Origin of the sequence: Extibacter sp. GGCC_0201 (assembly GCF_017566055.1) — a bacterium.
GTDB lineage: Bacteria > Bacillota > Clostridia > Lachnospirales > Lachnospiraceae > Extibacter.
Window position 1 is genome coordinate 1 of record NZ_JABFCH010000037.1, and the last position, 21,539, is coordinate 21,539.

The following is a 21,539-nucleotide window of genomic DNA, read 5'->3' on the forward strand; positions in this document are numbered from 1 at the left end:
GGCCAACGCCGCGGTGGGCCGGGTGGTGTCGATCCTGATTTCCATGGTGGACACGGCAGACAAGGGGGTGGCCGGGTCACCTGCCGCTGTGCACACCAGGTCTACCGCCCAGCCATGAGTAGGGAAGGGGGCTTCATCCGTCAGGAGCTGGTCCGAGACCGCCCCGGGGCGGCCCTGATGGGTGTTCACGTAGGTGGTGGCATCCGTCACGGACCCGGGGCGGCCTCCGCCCCCGACGGCGTCCCGGAACCGCTGCACGTAGTCGTACTCCCCCGTGATGTGGGTGCTGTCTCCGTGGACCTTGACATAATATTTGGTCCAGCCGAAATTTCCTCCCCCAGGATTCGGACCGATAGGGTTGTAGGGAACATCTTCTGTCAGCTGCTCTCCCTGAGGGTTGGGCAGGTTTTTGGGCAGTGTGGCGGAGATTCCCGGGGCGTGACCTGTCGTCGAGGTGATAACCCGGCTTGTGGAAGCGGTGTCCCATGCCGGGTCGGCAGACCCGGAATTATCCACCGCGGTGACGGTCTGGCTCTTTCTCCCGATATGAAGTATCTGACCCCCCACCCCGGAGTCGAAATAAGGGTCCGAGGCATTGGCATCCACACCGTCAATGAGGATGTGACCGTTCGGTGGTATTTTCTTGTTTGGGTCTGAACGGTAACTGGCGTCGATTCCGGTCAGGTAGACGCCCGGGCTCGCAAAGTGGTCCACGTACAGATTTACGTTGTCTGCGCGCACAAGCGGAGGACTGCCGACTAGTGAGTACGTTGTGACATCTACCGTGATGTCTATTTTAGGGTAGTCAGGAAGGATCTCATTATTGTCACTGTTTGTGACATCTCGCACAGTCACAGTGGCACCAGGTTGAGAGACTACGAATTTATCGCTTAGGATACCTTTGATCACAGCTAATTGATGGAGCGTGTAACTTGAATTGTACACACCGAAGGCGGCAATATCTGGGCAACCTTGTTGGAAGGCTTTGTTTCGAATAGCCATTCCGAGTTCACCTGCACTATTTAGAGTCCCTGGGAGTCCTGCCTCGGCTAGAGTTATGGGAACAAGCGGACCATTCTCCCATTGCCACCAGATGAGGGGATCCAAACCATTACGAGAGTTATATTGGGCGAGACCCATTAGTTTTCGCCCCATAGCCCAATCCCAGTTGCTTGTACTATGGTCGAATCTAGGGACTTGCCCGTACTTACCGGCAGGGAGAGTGACGTCGATGCCGTTGGAAGTAGTTTTTTTTAAGTCACGTCTGATATCCACGGGGTGGGGGTTGAGCACACCGCTAGAGATTGGTGTTTGGCTAGAAAAGCGGTTAGCATATAGTTTTGGACCGTACTTGACGAGAGAGTACGAACCAGTTGTTTCTACATTCTTATAAGTGAGAGTCTCGACATGAGCCTGACTGATTGTCTCGGCATCGGCATTGAGCACACTATTAGAGATTAGGATAAAATGTAATAATAATCCAACTAATATCTTTACCCATGATTTCATACATGTTTCCTCCTCACAAATTTCGATATGTTTTTCTGTGTACTTTTCAGGTGTCACATTCTTCACCGCTTTCTAGTCTTATGCGGACACAGACGTACCGCTTAAGTGCCACTGCTTTTACGGCTTACTTTGTCTGCACTCTCTTTACTTCTTTAATCCAAACTATATATTTTCATCTGACACCCGCTGACGGGTAAAGGTCGGATTTGCAGCTGTCTCCGGCTTCTCAGCTAGATCTTCATGACAATATGACCTTGGTCTGTCAAGATGCATTGGCCGCATTTTGAACTGCTTGCTCTGCTGTTCTTTCTTCCAGCAGTCTGCCCTGACTTGTTCCTGTCCGCACACCAGATTAGGTCTTTCCCTGTTTAGGAACTGCACAAACCATTTCTCATACAGGAGCGAAGCCCTTGCATCCATGATGTCATTTTCATTTCTTGATTCCCTTACTTTCCTGCTATTCCATTGTGCTTTCATTGCAAATGTACGGAGTCTTCCTATTGATCTCAGAAAATTTTAGGCTGGTACAAAAATCAGACATTTATTTTCAGGTGTGATAAAGTAATAAAAACACCAATAATTGCCATTTTATCCCAATATTAGACAAAAAAAGAACTGGAAAAAAAAGTCTACTTTTTTTTCCAATCTCAGACTTTTATCCAGCTTATTAGTACCATAAAAGTGTAGTTATTAGAGTAATCAATAAGCATTCGATTAAGCAGGTAGGGATTGATGTGTCAAAAGAAAAAGTACGGTCTGTCTGCTTAAACCGTACGGTGAAATCGTGTGCAGACCTTTTGAAATGTAGCATGTAGAGAAGGATTTGGAAGACTTTCACAATCTGTTGCAAAAATCGGATGGAGAGATACGAATTGTGATGGAGGCTACCAGCGAAGTAATGACCTTCTTTGATGCGTCTTCCATAAGTATGCCTCTTTTTAAAGGCAAAATCATCAATACGTACTTTCGTTACCTTATCTTTATCCGACTGAGGTATATCTTTTTTTAAGAGATTGCAGATGGTGCTTTTCCAAACATCTGCAATTCCATCTTTTAATATATCTGATGCGCTCAGAGAACTGGTATTCAGAGAGACATCTATAATTTGATTGTAAGCGAAAGAAGAGCAGAAAAATAAGCAGATATGCAATTATCATACCTGCTTAGAATATTCAGTTTTTCTTATCTTAATGACATTGCCTGTGGAATGAGAGCCGCTATCGGCGAACATCCCACAGGCTTAGGAATCTGTGTGATAGCCGCAGTTCCCGGACGCATCGAAGCATCTGCCCCATACCTACCCAGCGGCGCCCTGCTTCACTAAACCACAATTATAACGCCTGGAGGAACCTGAGGAAGGCTTTTCTCCCTTCTTCTGTGCATTTATATACTCCTGCATCTTCAAGTACCTTAGTGAAGGTTATTCCGACTTCTTTCTTTAAGATATCCATCACATTCTCTTTCGTGATGTCATACTTGCCTTTAAAGGCTGCCGCCCAGGCCTCATGTTTGGCTATCTTCTCGTTGCCGGAGATGTCCCTGCCTTCTGTGATGTATTCTGCCAGAAGCTCCATCTCGTCCTTCAGCCTGGAAGGAAGGACGGCAAGACCCATCACCTCGATGAGCCCGATATTTTCTTTCTTGATATTGTGGTACTGGGCATGTGGGTGATATACGCCAAGGGGGTGCTCTTCTGTCGTAATGTTATTGCGCAGCGCGAGGTCAAGCTCAAACATCTCTCCTGTCTTTCTGGCAATCGGTGTAATCGTATTGTGCGGCTCTCCGTCCGACTCTGCAAAGATGAATGCCTCTTCGTCAGTATACCCCCTCCAGACCTTCAGCACATGGTCCGCCAGCTCGATAAGGCGCATTTCATCTCTGCTTCTGATACGCAGCACGGACAGCGGCCATTTGACGATGCCGGCCTCCACATCTTCATATCCCGGAATCTTGACCGGTATCTCCATTGGAGCCTTCGCCATCGCAAACGTATAATTTCCTCCCTGGAAATGGTCATGGCTTAGGATAGAGCCTCCTACGATTGGAAGGTCTGCATTGGAGCCGAGAAAGTAATGTGGAAACAGTTTTACAAAATCAAACAGCTTCACGAAAGTATTTTTTTCTATCTTCATCGGCGTGTGCTCGCCGTTCAGCACGATACAGTGCTCATTGTAATAGACATACGGTGAATACTGGAATCCCCATCTGCTGCCATTGACCGTGACCGGTATGATCCGGTGGTTCTCTCTTGCCGGATGATCCAGGCGGCCTGCATATCCTTCGTTCTCCATGCAGAGGAGGCACTTCGGATAGCCGGAAGCTCCTGCATGTCTCGCCGCGGCGATGGCCTTCGGATCCTTTTCCGGTTTGGACAGGTTGATTGTTATGTCCATCTCGCCGTATGGGGAATCCACTTTCCACTTCATGTCCTTTTTCACCCTGTACGTGCGGATATAGTCGCTGTCCTGGCTGAGCCTGTAGAAATAATCCGTAGCTTCCTGCGGACATATGCCGTACTTCTTCCAGAACGTCTCCTGCACCTGCGCGGGCCGCGGTAGCAGGCAATTCATCAGTTTCGTATCAAACAGGTCACGGTGCGTGATACTGTCCGCAATGATGCCACGGGCACATGCCTCATCGAGAAGTTCTTTCAGCACATCTTCGAGGGCAATCTCCGACAGGCTGCATTCTATATCCTCATAATTATCTTCACGGAACATGTCAAGCAGCAGGTTCGTCGTATAGCTGCGCTCACACTCCGGTGTCAGCCCTGTCTCTATTCCATATTCCACGAGCTTCTTAATATTTTCATATAACATCTTTCCGTCTCCTTTTCCCGATATATACAGCTTCTTTCCTGCACAGTGGCTATAAACGGTGTGCCCCGTCACCAATGTCTACCACATAGAACTCCACCTCGTGTCCTGCTTGTTCTCTGTATGCCTTTCCAAGCGTCTGGATGAACGTATCCACCGCGTCTTTCCTTACGATGCTGACCGTACAGCCTCCGAAGCCTCCTCCCGTAATACGTGAACCTATGACGCCGGGCACTTCCCAGGCTAGCTCGACGAGGAGATCTATCTCCTCGCAGGACACTTCATAATCGTCCCGCAGCGATATATGGGACGCGTTCATCAGACGGCCGAACAACTCGATGTCATTGTTCTTAAGTGCCTCTACCGCCCGTATCGTCCTGCGGTTTTCATATACGGCATGCTTTGCCCGTCTCCTGCAGACTTCGTTTCCTATCGCAGACTTATGTGCTTCAAATTCCTGTTCCGTAAGATCCCCGAGCGTCTTGATGTCAATGACTCTGCGAAGCTCCATAAGAGCTTCTTCACTTTCTCTCCTCCTGTCGTTATAGGCAGAATCTACAAGGCTGTGCTTTACCTTGCTGTTCGTGATGACAATACGTGCGTCCGCCAGAACGACCGGCGCATACTCATATTCGAGCGTCTCCGTATCCAGGAATACGGCATTATCCTTTTTTCCCATGGCGCTTGCAAACTGGTCCATGATACCGCAATTGCAGCCGTTAAAATTATTTTCCGAATACTGCCCTATGAGCGCCACCTCGGTCATAGGCACATCCAACCCATAGATATCTTTCAGTATCAGGCCCGTAAGCACTTCCAGAGATGCGGAAGAAGAAAGTCCCGAGCCGTTCGGGATATCCCCGTAGATGAGTATGTCAAGTCCGTGTGTCAGCTTGTAGCCGCGCTTTTCAAATGCCCACATGACACCTTTTGGATAGTTCGTCCAGCCCGCCGCTTCATTCGGGATAAGTTCGTCAAGCCCCGTCTCCACCACTCCCATCTGGTCAAAATTCAAGGAGTAAAACCGAAGCCTCCTGTCTTCCCTCTTTCTTGCGATGCCATAGGTTCCGATCGTAAGCGCACATGGAAATACGTGCCCTCCGTTATAGTCCGTGTGCTCTCCTATGAGATTCACGCGCCCCGGGGCAAAATACGCCCGGATATCCCCTCCGCTCCCGTACAGTTCTCTGAATTTTTCCGTCAGTCTTTCTTTCATATACATCCCTGTCCTCTCTCATCGGCATATCTCTGCCTGCATTAATTGCCCGTTGCCATATCCTGGCCTTTATTATATAATTTTAATGAGTAATGATAGAGAAAACAACAACTATAATCGAAAAAACTATAAGGATATTGAGATATGCAGTTAAAGACCAGACCTGATCAGATGGAGATAAAAGAACACGGCGACTACGGATTCCCTGTACATGTAAGCGAGGAAGCCATCAACCGGTTTGACTCAAATTCCTTTTTGTGGCATTGGCACCCCGAAATCGAACTGACGTGGATTATGAAAGGACAGATAGAGTATCACGTTAACGACACTTGCTATATTCTTACAGAAGGGAACGGGCTCTTTGCAAACAGCAACGTGCTCCACTCCGGTTACATGAAGGACGGGCAGGACTGCGAATATCTCTCCGTCACTTTCAGCCCGAGATTCATCTATGGTTATGAAAACAGCTCCCTGCATACGAAATATGTAGACTTTATCACCGCCAACCCGGACTGGCCTTCCCTTGCGCTCAGCAAAGAGACCGGCTGGCAGCAAAGGATACTCAGTCAGGTCCAGCACATCTATGCCATGTCAAAAACGCCGCCCGCGGATTATGAGCTGCAGGTCCACATCGCACTCTGTTCCATCTGGCAGCATATTTACACCTATTACAGCACTGTGCCTGCAGATACACGCCAGACATCCGAAGCGCTTGAGCGTCTGAGAGATATCCTTTCTTACATACATGGACACTATAACGAGAATATCTCTCTTGAAGATATTGCCCACAGCGTCGGCATCTGCAAAAGTGAATGCTGCCGATTCTTCAAGAAGCACATGCATATGACATTGTTTGAATATGTGCTGTATTATCGCATACAGCAGAGCCTCCCCATGTTAAAAGCGGGGGAGAGCATCACAAGAACAGCAGGTGCGTCCGGCTTCGCAAATCCCTGCTATTACGGGAAGATATTCCGCAGATACATGCATTGTTCCCCTAGCCAGTACAAGAAGCTCTGGCTGGATTCAACGGTCTGAACGGTGCTTCCTGTAGACGCCGACTCCGAGCCCTCCTGGCCCTATATGGCAGCCGATGCTCAGAGTCAGCGGTATATGCATCACTTCCAGCTCAGGAAATGCCCTGGCAAGTTCCTCTTTCCAGTTCTCCAGGTCCTCTCGTTCCATGAAAGTATCTGCGATACCCGCACAGAGGCAGCCGTCTTCATACAGGTCATGGAACCGTCCTGATATCTCGCTCTTCAGCGCTCTGCACATTGTCTTGAACGCTGATTTCATTCCCCGCGTCTTGGCATATGCATCCAGTTTCCCTCCCTGTATCGTAAGGACCGGTTTGATGTTCAGCACCGTGCCTATCGCTGCTCCTGCCGGTGTCACCCTTCCGCCTTTCTGCAGATATTCAAGGGTATCTACTGCTATATAGATGCTTGCATCCAGAGCTTCCCTCTCCAGGATGCCCTTGATCTGCGCACCGCTTTTCCCCTGCTCTGCAAGAATACGCGCATCAAAAGCCGCCTGTGCCTGGGTAATCGATATCCGGTGGTTATCCACTACATGGACACGTCCGTCATATTCTCCGGCAAATGCCGCCGCACATGCATAAGAATGGCTGAGCCCGCTGGACATCGGGATATATACAATCTCGTCATAGTCTTTCAGCAGCCTGTCCCACCTGTCCATCACATCCCCAGGAGAGGGCTGGGAGGATGTGACAGCCGCTCCCCGGGACAGCTTCTCATAAAACTGCTCCTGAGAGATATCGACCCCTTCATAATATGTATTCCCATCTATTACAACCGGCATCGGAATGATGGAGATGCCGTACCTTTCCTCATCTTCCTGCAACAATCCGCAATTACTGTCTGTCATTACCGCAACGACTGGCATATGTTCTCCTTTCTGACTAACTAACACGTTGACCGTTATTATTACACGTGTTAAGATTATAGCAAACTGAGGAATGAAGGACAATTTACAGATATCTGCTTCTGTCAGTTATTTATACAGATTGGAGAAATTGTAAAAAAGATTATGGAAGACAGACGTGTACGCAAAACGAAGAAGAATTTAAAAGGAACCTTGATAGATATGCTGGCTGACATGCCGTTCGAGCAGGTAACTATCACCGAACTCTGCCGCAGGGCGGATACGAGCAGAATTACCTTCTACTCCCATTATAATGACAAGTATGCATTGGTGGATGATATCTTCCAGGATATGATCCGTATCGGAACCGGTAATTATATACGCAGGCAGGCGGAAAACAATCCCCGCAGGGATCTCGTAATCGGATACTGCAATGTGCTGGACGTCATACTGGAACTATACTACGCCAATTATGACTTTTTCCGGCATACCCTACCTGAGGAGAACCCTTATCTCGCATTCTCCTTCTACAACTATGTACTGGAGACCGTGGAGATGCACACGGACAAAGAGGCACGTATCCTGAACTTCCGGCTGAAATACACCGCAAAAAAAATCGCAGGATTCCTCTGCTACGGAATCCTGGGATTCATCAACGAATGCCATTCAGAAAAAGAGACTGTGGAAGAGATCCGTGCAGAGGCCAAGGAAATATTAAAAGGAATCCTCAGATCCGACGTGCTTGTCAGCCGCGAAAATGCTTCGATTCCACCGATGTCATGAGCCCCTGGTCATACCGCTCTATCTTGCCGTTCAGCCCTTCGTCCATGCTGCCGGAACGGAAGCCTTCCAGATCCACTGTAATATAGCTGAATCCAAGATGCCTGAGCTGCCCTGTGGCTTCTTCCCTGCGCCTTGCAAGCTCAGGTATATCTTCTGCATCGACTTCGATTCTGGCAATGCCACCGTGAAGCCGAAGACGTACATTATAAAAGCCCATCTTCCGAATCAGCGCTTCCCCTTCTTCTATCATCCGAAGCCGGTCATAGGTAATATGCGTACCATAAGGGAACCTTGTCGCCAGGCACGGGCTCGACGGGCGTTCTGCCACGGATACGCCGTAATGCGCGGCCAGTTCCCTGACCTCCCGCTTCGTTATGCCGCATTGCGCCAGCGGGCTTAGGATGCCCAGCTCCGTGAGCGCCTTGAGCCCGGGACGGTATTCATGGAGGTCGTCCTCATTCGTACCCTCCAGGATGCGGCGGATTCCCAGCTCCTCTGCAAGTACGGCTATCTTGTGGAAGATGCTCTTTTTGCAGCGGTAGCACCTGTCAACCGGATTGTTGCTGATCCCCGCCTCGTCAAGTTCGTCAATTTCCAGCACATGGTGGATTGCTCCCGTCTCCTGCGACACCTTTTTGGCTGCCGCAAGGTCGCTTCTTGGATGCAGTCTCGTCATCACGGTCACGGCGTGTACGTCGGTCCCCCGACCTGCTGCTGCATTGCACGCAGCTTTTAGCAAAAGGCCGGAATCCACGCCGCCGGAAAATGCGACGATGACGTCTTCATCTGCCCACTCCTGCAGCAGCTTTTCAAGACGGATATATTTTTCATTGTCCACTGTCATTACACTCCCTCGCAATCAGCGCATACACGTCCTGGTATGACCGGCCGGACGCTCTGCTGAGCGCAGCCACGCTCTCATACTCAGGATACTTCCTGACGCCGGAGCCAACCGTGCACACTTTGACCCTGGCCTCACCGATGCTCGTCCGGACGGTCTCCACTGTTCTGGCAAGCACGCTGCGCTCCATTCTCTGTCTACGTATTCCGATAGTTGTCGTCTCTTCAAACACAATCTGTTCCAGCTTTGTGATATCTTCTTCCGTGCATATGAGATTGAGCTGGTATGCCGGGCGGTTCTTCTTCATATAGACCGGCATATAGTTCACGTCTCTGGCTCCTTCTTCCATGAGCCGTTCCATCACATATCCGAGCGCTTCCCCGGTGCAGTCGTCAATATTCGTCTCCAGTTTCCAGATACAGTCCGTATCATTGGATGTGCCTGCTCCCTCTATCAGCATCGCCCTCAGGATGCCCGGGTGGTCATACTCACGTTTACCCGCGCCCATCCCAATCTTCTTGACCGTAAAGGAGGCCGGAAGCCTCTCCGATGTCCGCACGGCCGCGGCTATGGCTGCTCCTGTGGGGGTCACGAACTCTCCCTGGCTCTGCGTCAGGCAAAGCTTCAGGCCGTATGCCTCCACGATATTGGACACCGCCGGAACCGGTACGGGAAGCACACCGTGCTGGCAGCGGATCGTTCCGCATCCTTCGTAGAGCACCGGCACGATGCATTCCTGGACGCCAAGATTATCCAGGCATACGGCGGCAGATATGATATCTACGATAGAGTCTACTGCCCCCACCTCGTGAAAATGCACCTGATCTGCCGGCACTCCGTGCGCCTTCGCCTCTGCATCCGCCAGAATCCGGAATATCTTTTCCGCCAGCGCCTTTGCACCGTCCGTCATCTGGGCATGGCCGATGATATGCAGGATCTCTTCAAGGCCCCTGTGGACATGTGCATGGCTTCGTCCGGCACCGGGGCCATGTGCCTGCGGGTGCAGATGGCCATGGCCTTCCCCGCGGGCATGTCCGTGTACATGTCCGTGTCCGTGTGTTTCTTCATGTACATGTTCATGGCCGTGCAGATAGCTCATGTCATGGTCATGATTCTCATATGCATCCTCCAGGATGACGTCAAAATCGCAGACGTCCAGCCCCGCTTTCTTTACCCTTCTGACCTTCGTCCGGAAGCCTCCGACCGGCAGGCTTTCCAGCACCTGTTCCAGCACTTCCTCATCTGCTCCAAGATCAAGCAGCGCAGCCACCGTCATGTCGCCGCTGATACCTGAACAGCATTCCAGATATAATGTCTTACTCGTTTGGCTGCTCATCATGCCGTACCCCCAGTCTGTTAATCTGCGCCGCGATATAGCCGGCGCCGTAACCATTGTCTATATTTACCACAGCGATTCCATTTGCACAGGAATTAATCATCGTCAGCAGAGCTGACAGCCCCTTGAAGTTAGCTCCATAGCCGACGGAAGTCGGCACCGCGATTACCGGCTTGTCTACAAGCCCGCCTATGACGCTTGCCAGCGCACCTTCCATCCCCGCTGCCGCTACGATACAGTTGGCACTCTGTATCGTCTCCAGGCTTGCAAGCAGACGGTGAAGCCCGCTGACTCCTACATCATAGATACGCTCTACCCTGCCCCCGAAATATTCGGCCGCCTGTGCCGCCTCTTCCGCCACCGGAATATCCGCGGTCCCGGCCGTACAGACGGCAATCTTTCCCCTTCGCCGCTTCCCTTCCTTCTCTGCCTTCAGAATATGGGAGACCGGATCATATGTAATCTCCGGTATGCGCCCTCTTACAAGCTCGTATTGCGCTTCAGAAGCTCTCGTCCCGAACACCTCTCCGTTCTCTTTATACAGCGTTTCATAAATATCGAGCAGATGTTCATCTGCCTTGCCGCTGCAGAACACGACTTCCGGAAATCCAGAACGTATCTCCCTGTGGGTGTCAAGTCTGGCATAGCCCATATCTACAAACGGTTTGCGGCGGAGATAACCCTCTGCCTCCTCTACCGTCATAACTCCCTCCCTGACCTTCTCCAGTATCTCATGTGTCTCCATCCATCAGACTCCTTTCATAAAACGGAAAGAAAGGGGCAGTTCCAGCCCGTGTGCCACAAGCAGCTCCTCATCTCTCAGTATCTCTTCTGTCTCTCCGTCCCGGATGACCGCTCCTTCGGACAGAAGGACCGTCCTTTTGCACGTATCATAGATAAAGTCCAGATCGTGGGAGGCAGTCAGCCTCGTTCCGGGCAGACTGTTTAATATATGTATCAGATTTCTCCGGTTCCCCGGGTCAAGCGCAGCCGACGGCTCGTCCATAAGCAGCAGCTCTGCCCCCATAGAAAGTACCGAAGCGATGGCAGCCAGCTTCTTCTGCCCGCCGGACAGACGGTAGATATGCCGGTCCTTCAGATTCTCGATGCCGGTCTGCCTGAGTGCCTCAAGCGTCCGCTCTTCCACTTCCGTGCCGCTCATCCCATAATTTCTCGGGGCAAAGGCCACGTCCTCGTATACCGTATTCATGAACAGCTGGCTGTCGGAATCCTGGAACACATAGCCTGCTTTCCTGCGTATAGAGGACAGGTTCTCCTTAACCACATCCATGCCGCACACCTGCACCGTTCCTACGTAGCCGGGCAGCAGCCCTACGAGTATCTTCAGCAGCGTAGACTTCCCTGCTCCGTTGGCACCGATGACACCGACAGATTCTCCGTCTTCCACAGAAAAGGCTGCATCTTTCAGGACAGGCGCCGCCTGTCCTCTGTCCCTGCTCCCGTACCGGAAGGTAAGCCCATCTATCACGATCTTATTCACATCTCTTCCTTCTTTCCTGTTATATTCCAAGCATGCGGCCCGCCGTCTCAAATAACGGGAATATGCGCAGGCCAGCCAGGGCCGCGCACCAGATTACGGCATACCGTATGCTCTTCCCACAGCCTCTTTCCATTCCCTTAAGACTGTATTCCCCTGTAAATCCTCTAAGAGCCATACTCTCATATACAGCCTGGGCCCTGTCCATGCTCCTCAGAAGCATCTGGCCGGCCAGCGTCCCCCATACTTTACAGCGGATTCCCTTCTCGTCCGGCGCCCGCAGAGAATATGCCTCCGTAACCCTCTGTGCCTCCTTCAGCATCAGTATGATGTACCGATAGATCAGCATGACAAGTGTCACGAGAATCTTCGGCACATGCAGCATACGAAGTGCACAGCATATATTATCTATCGACGTGGTGGCAATGAGCAGATAAGAAGCGAACACGGCAAACATCGCTTTGAACACGAGTGTCAGCATCGAGACGACGCCCCCCGTGACCGGAATTCCTGCTATATGGAACAGCACAATCCGGTCAAAGAACGGATTCGCGATTCCAACAAGGCATACGACAAGGAGCACAGGCCGAAGCTGTACGAGCGCACGCCGGACCGGCAGTTCTCCGAGAATCATAAGAACGACCGGGTAGAGGCACATTCCGGCCAGGCCCGTCAGGTCATACTTGTCAAAGGACACGGTAAGCGCTACATACGAGAGGGTCACGATGACCTTGGCAAGCGGATGAAGGCGGCACAATCCCGTATTCCGTTCCGCCATCTCATCCAGATAATGTATGTCATGTATCGCCTGATTTATCTTACTCATGCTTCTCTTTCTTTCTGAAGAACCGGAACGCATAGCACGCCAGCACACATATCAGTATGACGGCAGCCCCGCCGACGATACCTGACACAGATGTACCCGCCGCAGAGTCCGTATGGCGGAACATATAATCGGGCAGAAAGGCAGTGGCGCTCTGTATCTTTTCCGCCAGTATATGCACCTGCCCGGATGCCGCTAATTCCGTGGAGCCCGTTATTTTCTCAATGGACCATTCCAGGCCGTCGGGATATGCAGAAGCAAGCAGCGATATGCCTCCGGCGGTAACTGCCGCAGCAGCCGTAAGCGCAAGCATCGTCTTCTTGAAGCTGAACCTCCCTGCCCGGCCTGCCCTTTGGCCCCTCTCTCCTGTCCAGATAAGTTCCGGCCTTGCCTCATACACAAATATAAGCACTGCTGCCGTGATTGCCCCTTCCACAAGCCCGATGGCAAGATGAATCGGCTGCATGGCTGCCGCAAACAGAGAAAAAGGAAGTTCGGTAACGCCGGACGCCAGCGTCTCAAGCGTCACGGAAAATGCGCCGAGCTGGAGAGTCACGACACACGCTGCCACAGAAGCGAAGATAATCTTCCCCCGGCTGATTCCGTTCTTCATCATCTGCTTCCATATGAGGAATCCCCCTATGAAGCAGCCGTAAAACGCCATGTTCCATATGTTGCATCCAAGCGCCAGAAGCCCGCCGTCTGCAAACAGCAGGCACTGTATGAGCAGGACTCCTATCATAGTCAGAAATCCGGCGTAGGGCCCAAGTATGGCGGTCAGAAGAACACCTCCGCACAGATGCCCTGAGGAACCTGTCCCCGGAATTGTAAAGTTGATCATCTGGGCGGCAAATACAAAAGCCCCCATCACACCCATTGCCGGGATTTTCTTCGGGTCATCCTCCAGCCTTACTTTTTTGATGGAAAAGCCCGCCGCCGCTGCGGAGCAGGCATACATCGTACCTGCTGCCGCAGGTGCTATCAATGCATCTGCCATATGCATAATCTGTATCCTCCTAAATTATAAGTCTAAAAAAAGCCATGCAAATATAAGCTTCCTTGGGAAGCGTCATACCTTCATGGCATTTCTCTCCATTATGTAATCATTCTCCTGCGGAATCCTTGTTCCGCCTTCTTACCGGGCATATGACCTGACCGTACAGATGCTGTCCGGCCTGGCCGGACGCCGCGGGCACTTGATGCCCGCCTTCTTAGATGCTCTGTCCAATCATATCTACGGCATCGTCCACGAGTTCGCTGAGCGTATACCCGCCTACGCCTGCCACATAGAACCCGCATGAATTAACCGGAATCAGCAGCTTCCTGGCATCGCTCCTGGCCACCGACTCCGCCATCACTGCCGTCACTTCTCCGAGAAGCGCGTCCGCTGCCAGTATCCCGATAGGCCCTACTATGTAATCCGCTTTCCTTGCATTCACCACGACCGGGTTCTCGCCTGTGGCAGCCTTATCCGCGCCTGCTTTCAGCATGGCTGAGGTCGCGGCGCTGTTCGTGCCCACGGCAACAATCTCCGCCTGCACCTTCCCCTGCTTCTTCCAACGCTCTATAAACAGGCTGCCCATGCGTCCTCCCTGTCCGTCTATGACTACGATAACCATCCCTTTGCCATTCTCCATATCTTTACCCTTAATACCTTTCCAGACTTGCTCTCACTGGCAAGGCTGTTACTCTGAGTATACTAAAGTTCCGGTGCAGATGTCAATTTATTACGTTGCCATTCATGCTTAGTCTGCCATTTATAAGAAATTCTTTTATATCATGGTGATTCCTCCTTTATTTTTCTGTTCACATTAAGCGTACTCCCTGGAGAGAGCTCCAAGTCAACAATTTTTTCACAATCCGTAGTAAAATGTAATAGTTAATTCTTGATTCACCATCCACCTTTTTTCTCCCCTTGCCCATATCCTTCCTTTATTATAAAATGATTGTAGCTTTAGAATCATCGAAAAATGGAGGAGTTTATATGGACATGCAGATAACAGAGGAACTGTTTACATTTATAGAGAAAAGCCCGAGCCCTTACCATGCCGTACGAACTGCCGCGGAAATGCTCACGGCCATGGGGTATAAGCGGCTCGAGGAACATCAGGCATGGGAATTGGATAGAGGAGGGCGCTACTATGTCACACGGAACCTGTCTTCTGTCATCGCGTTCCGGATTCCAGAAGAGATACGCGGGGGCTTCCATATCGTAGCCAGCCACAGCGACTCGCCCTCTTTCAAGATTAAGGAGAACCCGGAGATCGCATCCGAACAGAAATATATCCGGCTTAACGTAGAGAAATACGGCGGCATGCTGATGTCCGCCTGGCTGGACCGCCCTCTGTCAGCGGCAGGGCGCCTGCTTGTTCGAAACGGCGACGGCGTTACCACCCGCCTGGTCAATGTGGACCGGGACCTTCTCCTTATACCGAATCTCGCAATCCACATGAACCGCGAAGTGAACGACGGCTACAAGTATAATCCACAGACCGATCTGCTGCCTTTGTACGGCGACTTTTCATCAAGAGATTCTTTTATGCAGCTAATAGCTGAGACGGCCGGTGTCCAGGCAGCCGACATCCTCGGCAGCGACCTGTTCCTGTACAATCGTATGCCGGGAACTGTCTGGGGCGCCGACAACGCGTTCATCTCCTGCGGAAGGCTTGACGACCTGCAGTGCGCGTTCGGCTCTCTGAAAGGTTTTACAGCCTCCAAAGAGTCTCCATCCGTACCCGTCTTCTGCATGCTCGATAACGAAGAAGTCGGAAGTACGAGCAAGCAGGGGGCCGCCTCCACATTTATCAGAGATACGCTCAGACGTATCTGCATCACTCTAGGCAATAGCGAGGAGACCTATCATACGATGATGGCTTCCAGCTTCATGGTATCGGCGGACAATGCCCATGCGGTGCACCCGAACCAGCCGGGCAAGACCGACGAGACGAACCGGCCTTATATGAACGAGGGCATCGTCATAAAGTACAGCGCCAACCAGAAATATACGACAGACGCCGTGTCTGCCGCTATATTCAAGTCTGTCTGCCAAAAGGCCAAGGTCCCGTACCAGACCTTCCTGAACCGTTCCGATATGACGGGAGGCTCCACCCTGGGCAATATCGCCAACACGCAGACGGCTATGAACACCGTGGATATCGGGCTGGCACAGCTGGCGATGCATTCGCCGTATGAGACAGCCGGTGTCAGGGACACCGGTTATCTGCTCCGCGCATCCAGGACCTTTTATGAAAGCCTGATACAATGTAAGGAGGACGGCAGCTACCGCATTGACTGATTATGCACACGTAAGCACTATTCCCATTTAAAACATTTTACGGAAATGGTGATGCAGACAAGGGCAAGAACCGACATTATGACGGCCGGGGCGAGTATGCGATTGGCCTCTAATCCCAGAGTTGCAGCTTTCAACAGCTTTATTCCCTGTGTCAGCGGCAGGACGTCCGCCACCTTTTGAAGTGCCGGCGGCATGACCTCGTATGGCAGCGTCGCCCCGGAAAATATGAGCATAGGGAAGTATAATATGCTGGCGATCACCCCCGCCATCTTCGTATTGGGAGCGATGCCGCCGACCATCATGCCAATGCTGAATATGGACACGGTTACGAGGACATATCCCCCCAGAAAGAGCAGGAACGAACCGCGCAGCCGGCATGCAAAGAGAAGGGCCGCACACAGGTACAGAAGCAGCAGGGAGACGACCGCATACAGCGCATAGACAGTCACCTGCACCGCCAAAAGCATGGACGGGCTGACGGGCGATACTTTATACCGCTTCAGGATACCTTTGCCGCGGTAATCCGAGATGACCAGCGGCAGTCCCATGACTCCTCCCGCACATATAGATATGGTGGCAAGTGCACCAAAGGACTGTTCCATGAACGTATATTCCGCCCCGTCAAAGGCCGGCTTGTCCCCATATATAATCCCAAGGATAATGAGCACGGCCAGCGGGACGCAGATAGCAAATATGAACATATCCATACCCCGAAGCGACAATTTCAGCTCTGTTTTTAACATTGTCCTAAACGTTTTCATCTTCCTGTCCCTCCTCTTCCGTGTACCAAAGGTAAGCGTCCTCGAATTTTTCATAAGGGCTTCCTTCTATTGCTTCTGAAACCGTGCCATAAAACACGATACTTCCCTTCTTTAATATACAGATCTGATCGCACAAGGCTTCCACTTCGTCCATAAAATGGGAGGTCAGAAAAATAGTCATCCCCTTCCCCTTCAATCCTTCCAGGATCTTCCAAACTTCCCTGCGCGCTTTTGCGTCCAGTCCGGTTGTCAGTTCATCCAGAAATACGACTTCCGGATCCGGCATAAGTGCAAGGACGATAAACAGACGCTGCCGTTGCCCTCCGGACAAGTCACGGACAAGGCTCTTCTGCTTGTCTGCTATGCCGAACCGTTTCAGCAGGACGGACGGATCGGCGGCACTCCTGTACAGCGAAGCGGTAACCTCGCATAGTTCGGACACCGTGATATTGTCCTGATAATTCGTCTCCTGAAACTGGACGCCCACCTTTTGGAACAACTCTTTACGATCTTCCTGAGGGTGCATCCCAAGTATGGATATGCAACCGCGGTCCGCCTTCTTTGTACCCAGGATGCACTCGATCGTAGTGCTTTTCCCCGCACCGTTAGCACCGAGCAGGCCAAAGACCATACCCCGTGCCACCGACAGGCTTATGTTGTCTGCGGCAGGAAGCTTGCCGTAATATTTCGCAAGCTGCCCCACCTTAATCACTTCATTCATAGTTTCTCCTCCTTTTCTTATCAGACACAAAGAGGATACCATTGATATAAACATTGGTGGGTAAATGGAAGGTTATGAAAAACGGTCTTTCATATCATGCAGCATGCCAACTATCTGGCAGGCGTTTTCCTCTGCTGCCGCCAGAGATGTGATGAGCTTGTCGCACACGGTGATGATGTCCGCGTCCTCTTTCGGCGTATCCAGAGCCTCCTTAATATCGATATCCGGGTTTGCACATACTTGCTGCAGCATATTCCGGATTGCCTCCAGCGAATAATTTGCGCACCGTAAGGAGCGGATGATCTTCAGGCGGCTGATATCTTGATCCGTATACACCCGGTACCCATTCTGCCTGCGCTTGACCGTCAGCAGGCCGTTCATCTCCCAGTTCCGTAACGTATCCATGGAAACATGCAAGTATTCGGATACTTCTTTTCTTTTCAGACAGCGGCTGCCTGCTTCATTTCCCCCGGACAGGAGCCGCTTTACGATTTCTATCGCCTCTTCTGCGTTAGCCCGCTCTTGTCTCACCTGAAGGATATATTCGTGGGACAGTGCAAGCGCCGTATCAAAGTCCCGGTCCGCAGATACCTTTATCATCTGAATGATTTTCCTGCGCAGTCCGTTCTGCAGCACCTCTATCTGAAAAGCGATCCGGGCAAGCCTGAGCTGTTCGATATGAAAATCCGTAAAAATCCGGTACCCGTTTGGCTGGCGCTTTGGCCTTGGAATGAGATGTAATTCCTCATACAGCCTGACCGTGTTCGGATGTATTCCTATGATTGATGCAACCTCAGCAGTCTTGTAAGTCTTCATTGTCAGACACCTCCTGTTGAAATATTACCACAAAACAGAAGTCTGGTGTTATATTGGAGGGTATACGTTGTTTTCCCTTGTTGTAAGAATGGGTCTGCGGTATAATATAAAATGACTATAATAATAATAAGAAATCGGATGGTGAAGCCTTATGAAGCTAACGATAAAGAATCAACTTGACCCGCTGTTTGAGCTACTTTCTCTCCTTTTCCTCTGCCACTCGGACACCTGGAAAGAAAAGATGATATCTGCGCTGGACGACTATGGCGTCAGTGGCGAGCTCTTTTACAGAGAACACCTGCAGGCATTTGATAAGTATGTGGAAACTTTTCAAAAGCACAAAGTGCAGAGACCGGAAGAAGATGTTTTATTTCAAAGCTTCTCTGAGGATACATTTATGCTTATCTTTGTGCTCGCGATTGAAAAGCGCTCCTGCATAGATCATCCAGAGAATCTGGATCTTCTGGAACTGCGCAGCCTTCTGGCTTACTTTATCTCAGATACCGGAGAGCATCCCCGCCTTCCGGATATAAAGGAGCTCCCGCAGCTGCCCGATGAAACATCGCTCATCGACTTCATAGACGGGGCTGATGTCGAGAGCGAAGAGAAATGGTACATGCTGAATCTTCTGAGGAAGGCTGACTACTGGCTTGCCAGTCTGTACAAAGCTGTGGAAATCAATAAAGACGCATACGCAAAAGCGCTGGCAGCCGTGGAAGAACCTCTGCGTCTACAGTTGGAACAGCTGGCTTCTTACCACGCGCCCGATTTCTTCAAGATTGCAGAGGCCTGTGCAGACAAGCCGTCCCTGTATCCCTCTCTCGCAATGCCGCTGATTCAGATGGTTCTCTACACGTGTGGATACTTCGGGCTCTCCATCGAAACGCTTATCGCAGACGAAGCATCCGGACGTCTGACAAAGGACGCTGTCATCCGGCAGGTGAAATCCATCAGCGATAAAAGCAAGCTGGATATACTGTGTGCCCTGAAAGAGTCGCCCATGTACAACTTGAAGCTGTCAGAGCACCTCGGGCTCTCTCCGTCCACGGTATCTCATCATACGAACACGCTTCTCTCCTGCGGCTTCGTGACAGTCGAGAAAAAGGATGGTAAAGTATATTACTGCCTGCACAGGGAAAATATCTCCCGGTTCCTCTCAAGCCTGGAGCACATGCTTTTATAATCTTACGGCAGATTTTCCCTGTCCCCTGCTAAGCACGCTGAATTGTAGTGCAACTGGCCAGACAGACAGGACGCCTCCAGAATATTTTTCAAGGATTGCGAATTACGCAGTCCTTTTTTATTGTCTGTATAATATAATAGGAAACTTTGTTTCGTATACTGTAACCCCCTCCGGGAAAACGCCCTGCAGCGTCAGAAAACGCTGTCTCTATAGCGCCCGCTGCAGACGGGACAAATGTGCTTTGGCAAATTATTTTATATTTATCAAATATATTTGACATATATGGAATTACATGATATTTTATATTTATAGAATATATTTTGTTTATATAAAATATCAAGGAGGATTATGCATGAAACTTTATGATAAGAGGGGACGTCTCTTGATTGTCTTTACTTTGCTTCTCGGAGGAATATCAGCTGCCCTTTCGGCTTTTATCTCAATTATTCTTCAGAAAGTCATTGACAGCGCCGCCAGAAATGATATGGATTCCTTCTCGAAGCTCATCCTGGCCACCCTCATATACCTCGCCATTCTAGGAACGATGGGCTTCCTTGAGGCCTACTGCGGGAAGCTCATGATAAAGAATGTGACGAAGACCCTGCGGGATAAGGTCTTCCTCGGTGTCATGAAGCGGTCTCCACGGGAATTCTCTTCTCAAAATACTGCGGATTACCTGTCTGCACTCATTAATGACGTGAAGCTTGTGGAGGAAAACCATCTCATACCGCTCCTGCTCTGCGCACAGATGGGTGTCCTCTTTCTCACGACACTTGGAATTCTGCTATACCTGAGCCCTCTCGTCACGGCCGTCCTCTTCCTATTTCTCGTGCTCATGTTCACGGTCCCGGCATTGCTCGGCAGGAAGATCCAAAAGAAGCAGGACGCTTATTCGGAAAAGCTGGCCGAATTCACAGCCAAGTCCAAGGACTTCTTTAATGGCTTCGAGGTAATTCGCGGCTATTCGATGCGTCCGTACATATTAAAAAAATTCACCCGTATCAACCGGGACACGGCCCACCGGAAGATGGCCGCAGATACGCTTCTGGCCGTCAATGAGTGTTTCTCGGACATCTTATCTGCAGTCAGCGTACTCGTCATCGTATTCGTATCCTCTTACCTTATGATGAAAGGGCGGATAACGGCAGGGACACTTCTGGCACTTATCCAGCTGAGCGGGACATTTGTCACGCCTGTCGTAATGCTTATGCAGAACATCCCGAAGATAACAGGAATCAGACCGGTGCTCAAGCATCTGGAAGCCTATTCCCATATGCAGGAGGATGCCCCGTACGAAGAAGAGTCCTCTTGCGGCCCCGCCCTTCTTAAAGCAGGCATCACCTGCACAGACGTAACCTTTGGCTATGCACCGGAGCAGAACGTGCTGCAAGATATCAGCCTCACCATCGCCCCTGGGACAAAGTGTGCTCTTATGGGTGAGAGTGGAGGCGGCAAGACAACACTTATTAAGCTGTTAACAGGGTATTACGACGATTTTGCCGGGGATATCCGCTACGACGGCATACCAATCGGTAAACTGTCTCAGGATAAGCTGAACAGGATGGCAGCGGTAATCCACCAGAATGTCTTCCTGTTTGATACTGATATCTACGATAATATCTGCCTCGGCGAGACCTTTACCAAAGAGCAGCTTGACGATGCCGTTAAAGCCAGCGGCATCTCACGGTTCCTGCCAGGATTAGAAAAAGGGCTCCATACCGCCGTGGGTGAAAACGGGCAGAACCTGTCGGGCGGACAGCGCCAGCGCATCGCCGTCGCCAGAGCTCTTATACGCTCCACGCCGCTACTGATTATGGACGAAGGCACATCTGCCATAGACCGCCAGGCCGCCCATGAGATAGAAGAAGACCTTCTCAGCCAGGAAAACCTTACGGTTCTCACAATTACGCATCACATGGACGAGACTTTGATGGACTGTTACGATAGGATATATTATCTGAACGACGGCAGAATTTCCTGCCCTCAAATAGGAGTTTAAGTTAAGTGGCTGCGGACTGGGAGCCGGGTGGCATCTGCTCCGATGCGTCCGAGGCTCC

At 50.9% G+C, this 21,539-nt stretch carries 19 protein-coding genes; 5 read left to right on the forward strand and 14 right to left on the reverse strand.

Features of this window, described 5'->3' with window-relative positions; all coding sequences use genetic code 11:
* The 3 genes from HJV72_RS17780 to HJV72_RS17790 form a co-directional block, all read right to left on the reverse strand.
* Positions 1-1,509: hypothetical protein (locus tag HJV72_RS17780; protein WP_208073007.1), on the reverse strand; the 1,509-nt coding region annotated here is incomplete at its 3' end.
* Positions 1,510-2,840: 1,331 nt separating this feature from the next.
* Positions 2,841-4,328: a UDP-glucose--hexose-1-phosphate uridylyltransferase gene (gene galT, locus HJV72_RS17785; RefSeq protein WP_208073009.1), complete on the reverse strand. Its 1,488-nt coding sequence runs from the start codon at positions 4,326-4,328 to the stop codon at positions 2,841-2,843.
* Between the two features lie 49 nt (positions 4,329-4,377).
* Positions 4,378-5,541 carry a galactokinase gene (locus tag HJV72_RS17790; protein ID WP_208073011.1) on the reverse strand — a complete coding sequence of 388 codons (1,164 nt, stop codon included), beginning with the start codon at positions 5,539-5,541 and terminating at the stop codon, positions 4,378-4,380.
* A gap of 144 nt (positions 5,542-5,685) precedes the next feature.
* Here HJV72_RS17790 and HJV72_RS17795 point away from each other — a divergent pair, with 144 nt between their 5' ends.
* Complete coding sequence (locus HJV72_RS17795) at positions 5,686-6,579, forward strand: AraC family transcriptional regulator (protein ID WP_208073012.1); 894 nt, start codon at positions 5,686-5,688, stop codon at positions 6,577-6,579.
* On the opposite strand, the gene HJV72_RS17800 is transcribed toward HJV72_RS17795, so the two are convergent.
* Positions 6,568-7,446 (reverse strand): DegV family protein, encoded by an 879-nt coding sequence (locus HJV72_RS17800; protein WP_208073014.1) that lies wholly within the window; start codon positions 7,444-7,446, stop codon positions 6,568-6,570. The genes HJV72_RS17795 and HJV72_RS17800 overlap by 12 nt on opposite strands.
* Positions 7,447-7,590: 144 nt before the next feature.
* Between HJV72_RS17800 and HJV72_RS17805 the strand changes: the two genes are divergently transcribed.
* Positions 7,591-8,208 (forward strand): TetR/AcrR family transcriptional regulator, encoded by a 618-nt coding sequence (locus HJV72_RS17805; RefSeq protein ID WP_208073016.1) that lies wholly within the window; start codon positions 7,591-7,593, stop codon positions 8,206-8,208.
* On the opposite strand, the gene larE is transcribed toward HJV72_RS17805, so the two are convergent.
* The 7 genes from larE to HJV72_RS17840 all read right to left on the reverse strand — a co-directional run bounded on the left by larE (position 8,171) and on the right by HJV72_RS17840 (position 14,325).
* Positions 8,171-9,052 carry an ATP-dependent sacrificial sulfur transferase LarE gene (larE, locus tag HJV72_RS17810; RefSeq protein WP_208073018.1) on the reverse strand — a complete coding sequence of 294 codons (882 nt, stop codon included), beginning with the start codon at positions 9,050-9,052 and terminating at the stop codon, positions 8,171-8,173. The genes HJV72_RS17805 and larE overlap by 38 nt on opposite strands.
* Positions 9,036-10,385, reverse strand: a complete 1,350-nt coding sequence (gene larC, locus HJV72_RS17815) for a nickel pincer cofactor biosynthesis protein LarC (protein ID WP_208073040.1) — start codon at positions 10,383-10,385, stop codon at positions 9,036-9,038. The genes larE and larC overlap by 17 nt, the downstream gene beginning before the upstream one ends.
* Positions 10,366-11,130 (reverse strand): nickel pincer cofactor biosynthesis protein LarB, encoded by a 765-nt coding sequence (gene larB, locus HJV72_RS17820; protein WP_208073020.1) that lies wholly within the window; start codon positions 11,128-11,130, stop codon positions 10,366-10,368. The genes larC and larB overlap by 20 nt, the downstream gene beginning before the upstream one ends.
* A 3-nt stretch (positions 11,131-11,133) precedes the next feature.
* A complete protein-coding gene (locus tag HJV72_RS17825; RefSeq protein WP_208073022.1) occupies positions 11,134-11,886 on the reverse strand; it encodes an energy-coupling factor ABC transporter ATP-binding protein in 753 nt (250 codons plus the stop codon).
* A gap of 19 nt (positions 11,887-11,905) precedes the next feature.
* Entirely contained in the window at positions 11,906-12,709 is an 804-nt protein-coding gene (cbiQ, locus tag HJV72_RS17830; protein ID WP_208073024.1) for a cobalt ECF transporter T component CbiQ, read from the reverse strand.
* Positions 12,702-13,709, reverse strand: a complete 1,008-nt coding sequence (locus tag HJV72_RS17835) for an energy-coupling factor ABC transporter permease (RefSeq protein ID WP_208073026.1) — start codon at positions 13,707-13,709, stop codon at positions 12,702-12,704. The genes cbiQ and HJV72_RS17835 overlap by 8 nt, the downstream gene beginning before the upstream one ends.
* Before the next feature lie 208 nt (positions 13,710-13,917).
* Positions 13,918-14,325, reverse strand: a complete 408-nt coding sequence (locus tag HJV72_RS17840; RefSeq protein WP_208073042.1) for a DUF3842 family protein — start codon at positions 14,323-14,325, stop codon at positions 13,918-13,920.
* 365 nt (positions 14,326-14,690) lie between these two features.
* Between HJV72_RS17840 and HJV72_RS17845 the strand changes: the two genes are divergently transcribed.
* A complete protein-coding gene (locus HJV72_RS17845; protein ID WP_208073028.1) occupies positions 14,691-16,001 on the forward strand; it encodes a M18 family aminopeptidase in 1,311 nt (436 codons plus the stop codon).
* Positions 16,002-16,018: 17 nt separating this feature from the next.
* Here the strand turns inward: HJV72_RS17845 and HJV72_RS17850 are convergent, their stop codons facing one another.
* The 3 genes from HJV72_RS17850 to HJV72_RS17860 all read right to left on the reverse strand — a co-directional run bounded on the left by HJV72_RS17850 (position 16,019) and on the right by HJV72_RS17860 (position 18,299).
* Positions 16,019-16,762, reverse strand: coding sequence for an ABC transporter permease (locus HJV72_RS17850; protein WP_208073030.1), 744 nt, complete (start codon positions 16,760-16,762; stop codon positions 16,019-16,021).
* Entirely contained in the window at positions 16,749-17,483 is a 735-nt protein-coding gene (locus HJV72_RS17855; RefSeq protein WP_208073032.1) for an ABC transporter ATP-binding protein, read from the reverse strand. Before HJV72_RS17855 ends, HJV72_RS17850 begins: the two co-directional genes overlap by 14 nt.
* A gap of 72 nt (positions 17,484-17,555) precedes the next feature.
* Positions 17,556-18,299, reverse strand: a complete 744-nt coding sequence (locus HJV72_RS17860; RefSeq protein ID WP_208073034.1) for a MerR family transcriptional regulator — start codon at positions 18,297-18,299, stop codon at positions 17,556-17,558.
* 151 nt (positions 18,300-18,450) lie between these two features.
* On the opposite strand from HJV72_RS17860, the gene HJV72_RS17865 reads away from it, so the two are divergent.
* A complete protein-coding gene (locus HJV72_RS17865) occupies positions 18,451-19,482 on the forward strand; it encodes an ArsR/SmtB family transcription factor (RefSeq protein WP_208073036.1) in 1,032 nt (343 codons plus the stop codon).
* Positions 19,483-19,834: 352 nt separating this feature from the next.
* Positions 19,835-21,481 (forward strand): ABC transporter ATP-binding protein, encoded by a 1,647-nt coding sequence (locus HJV72_RS17870; protein WP_208073038.1) that lies wholly within the window; start codon positions 19,835-19,837, stop codon positions 21,479-21,481.
* Positions 21,482-21,539: the final 58 nt, after the last annotated feature.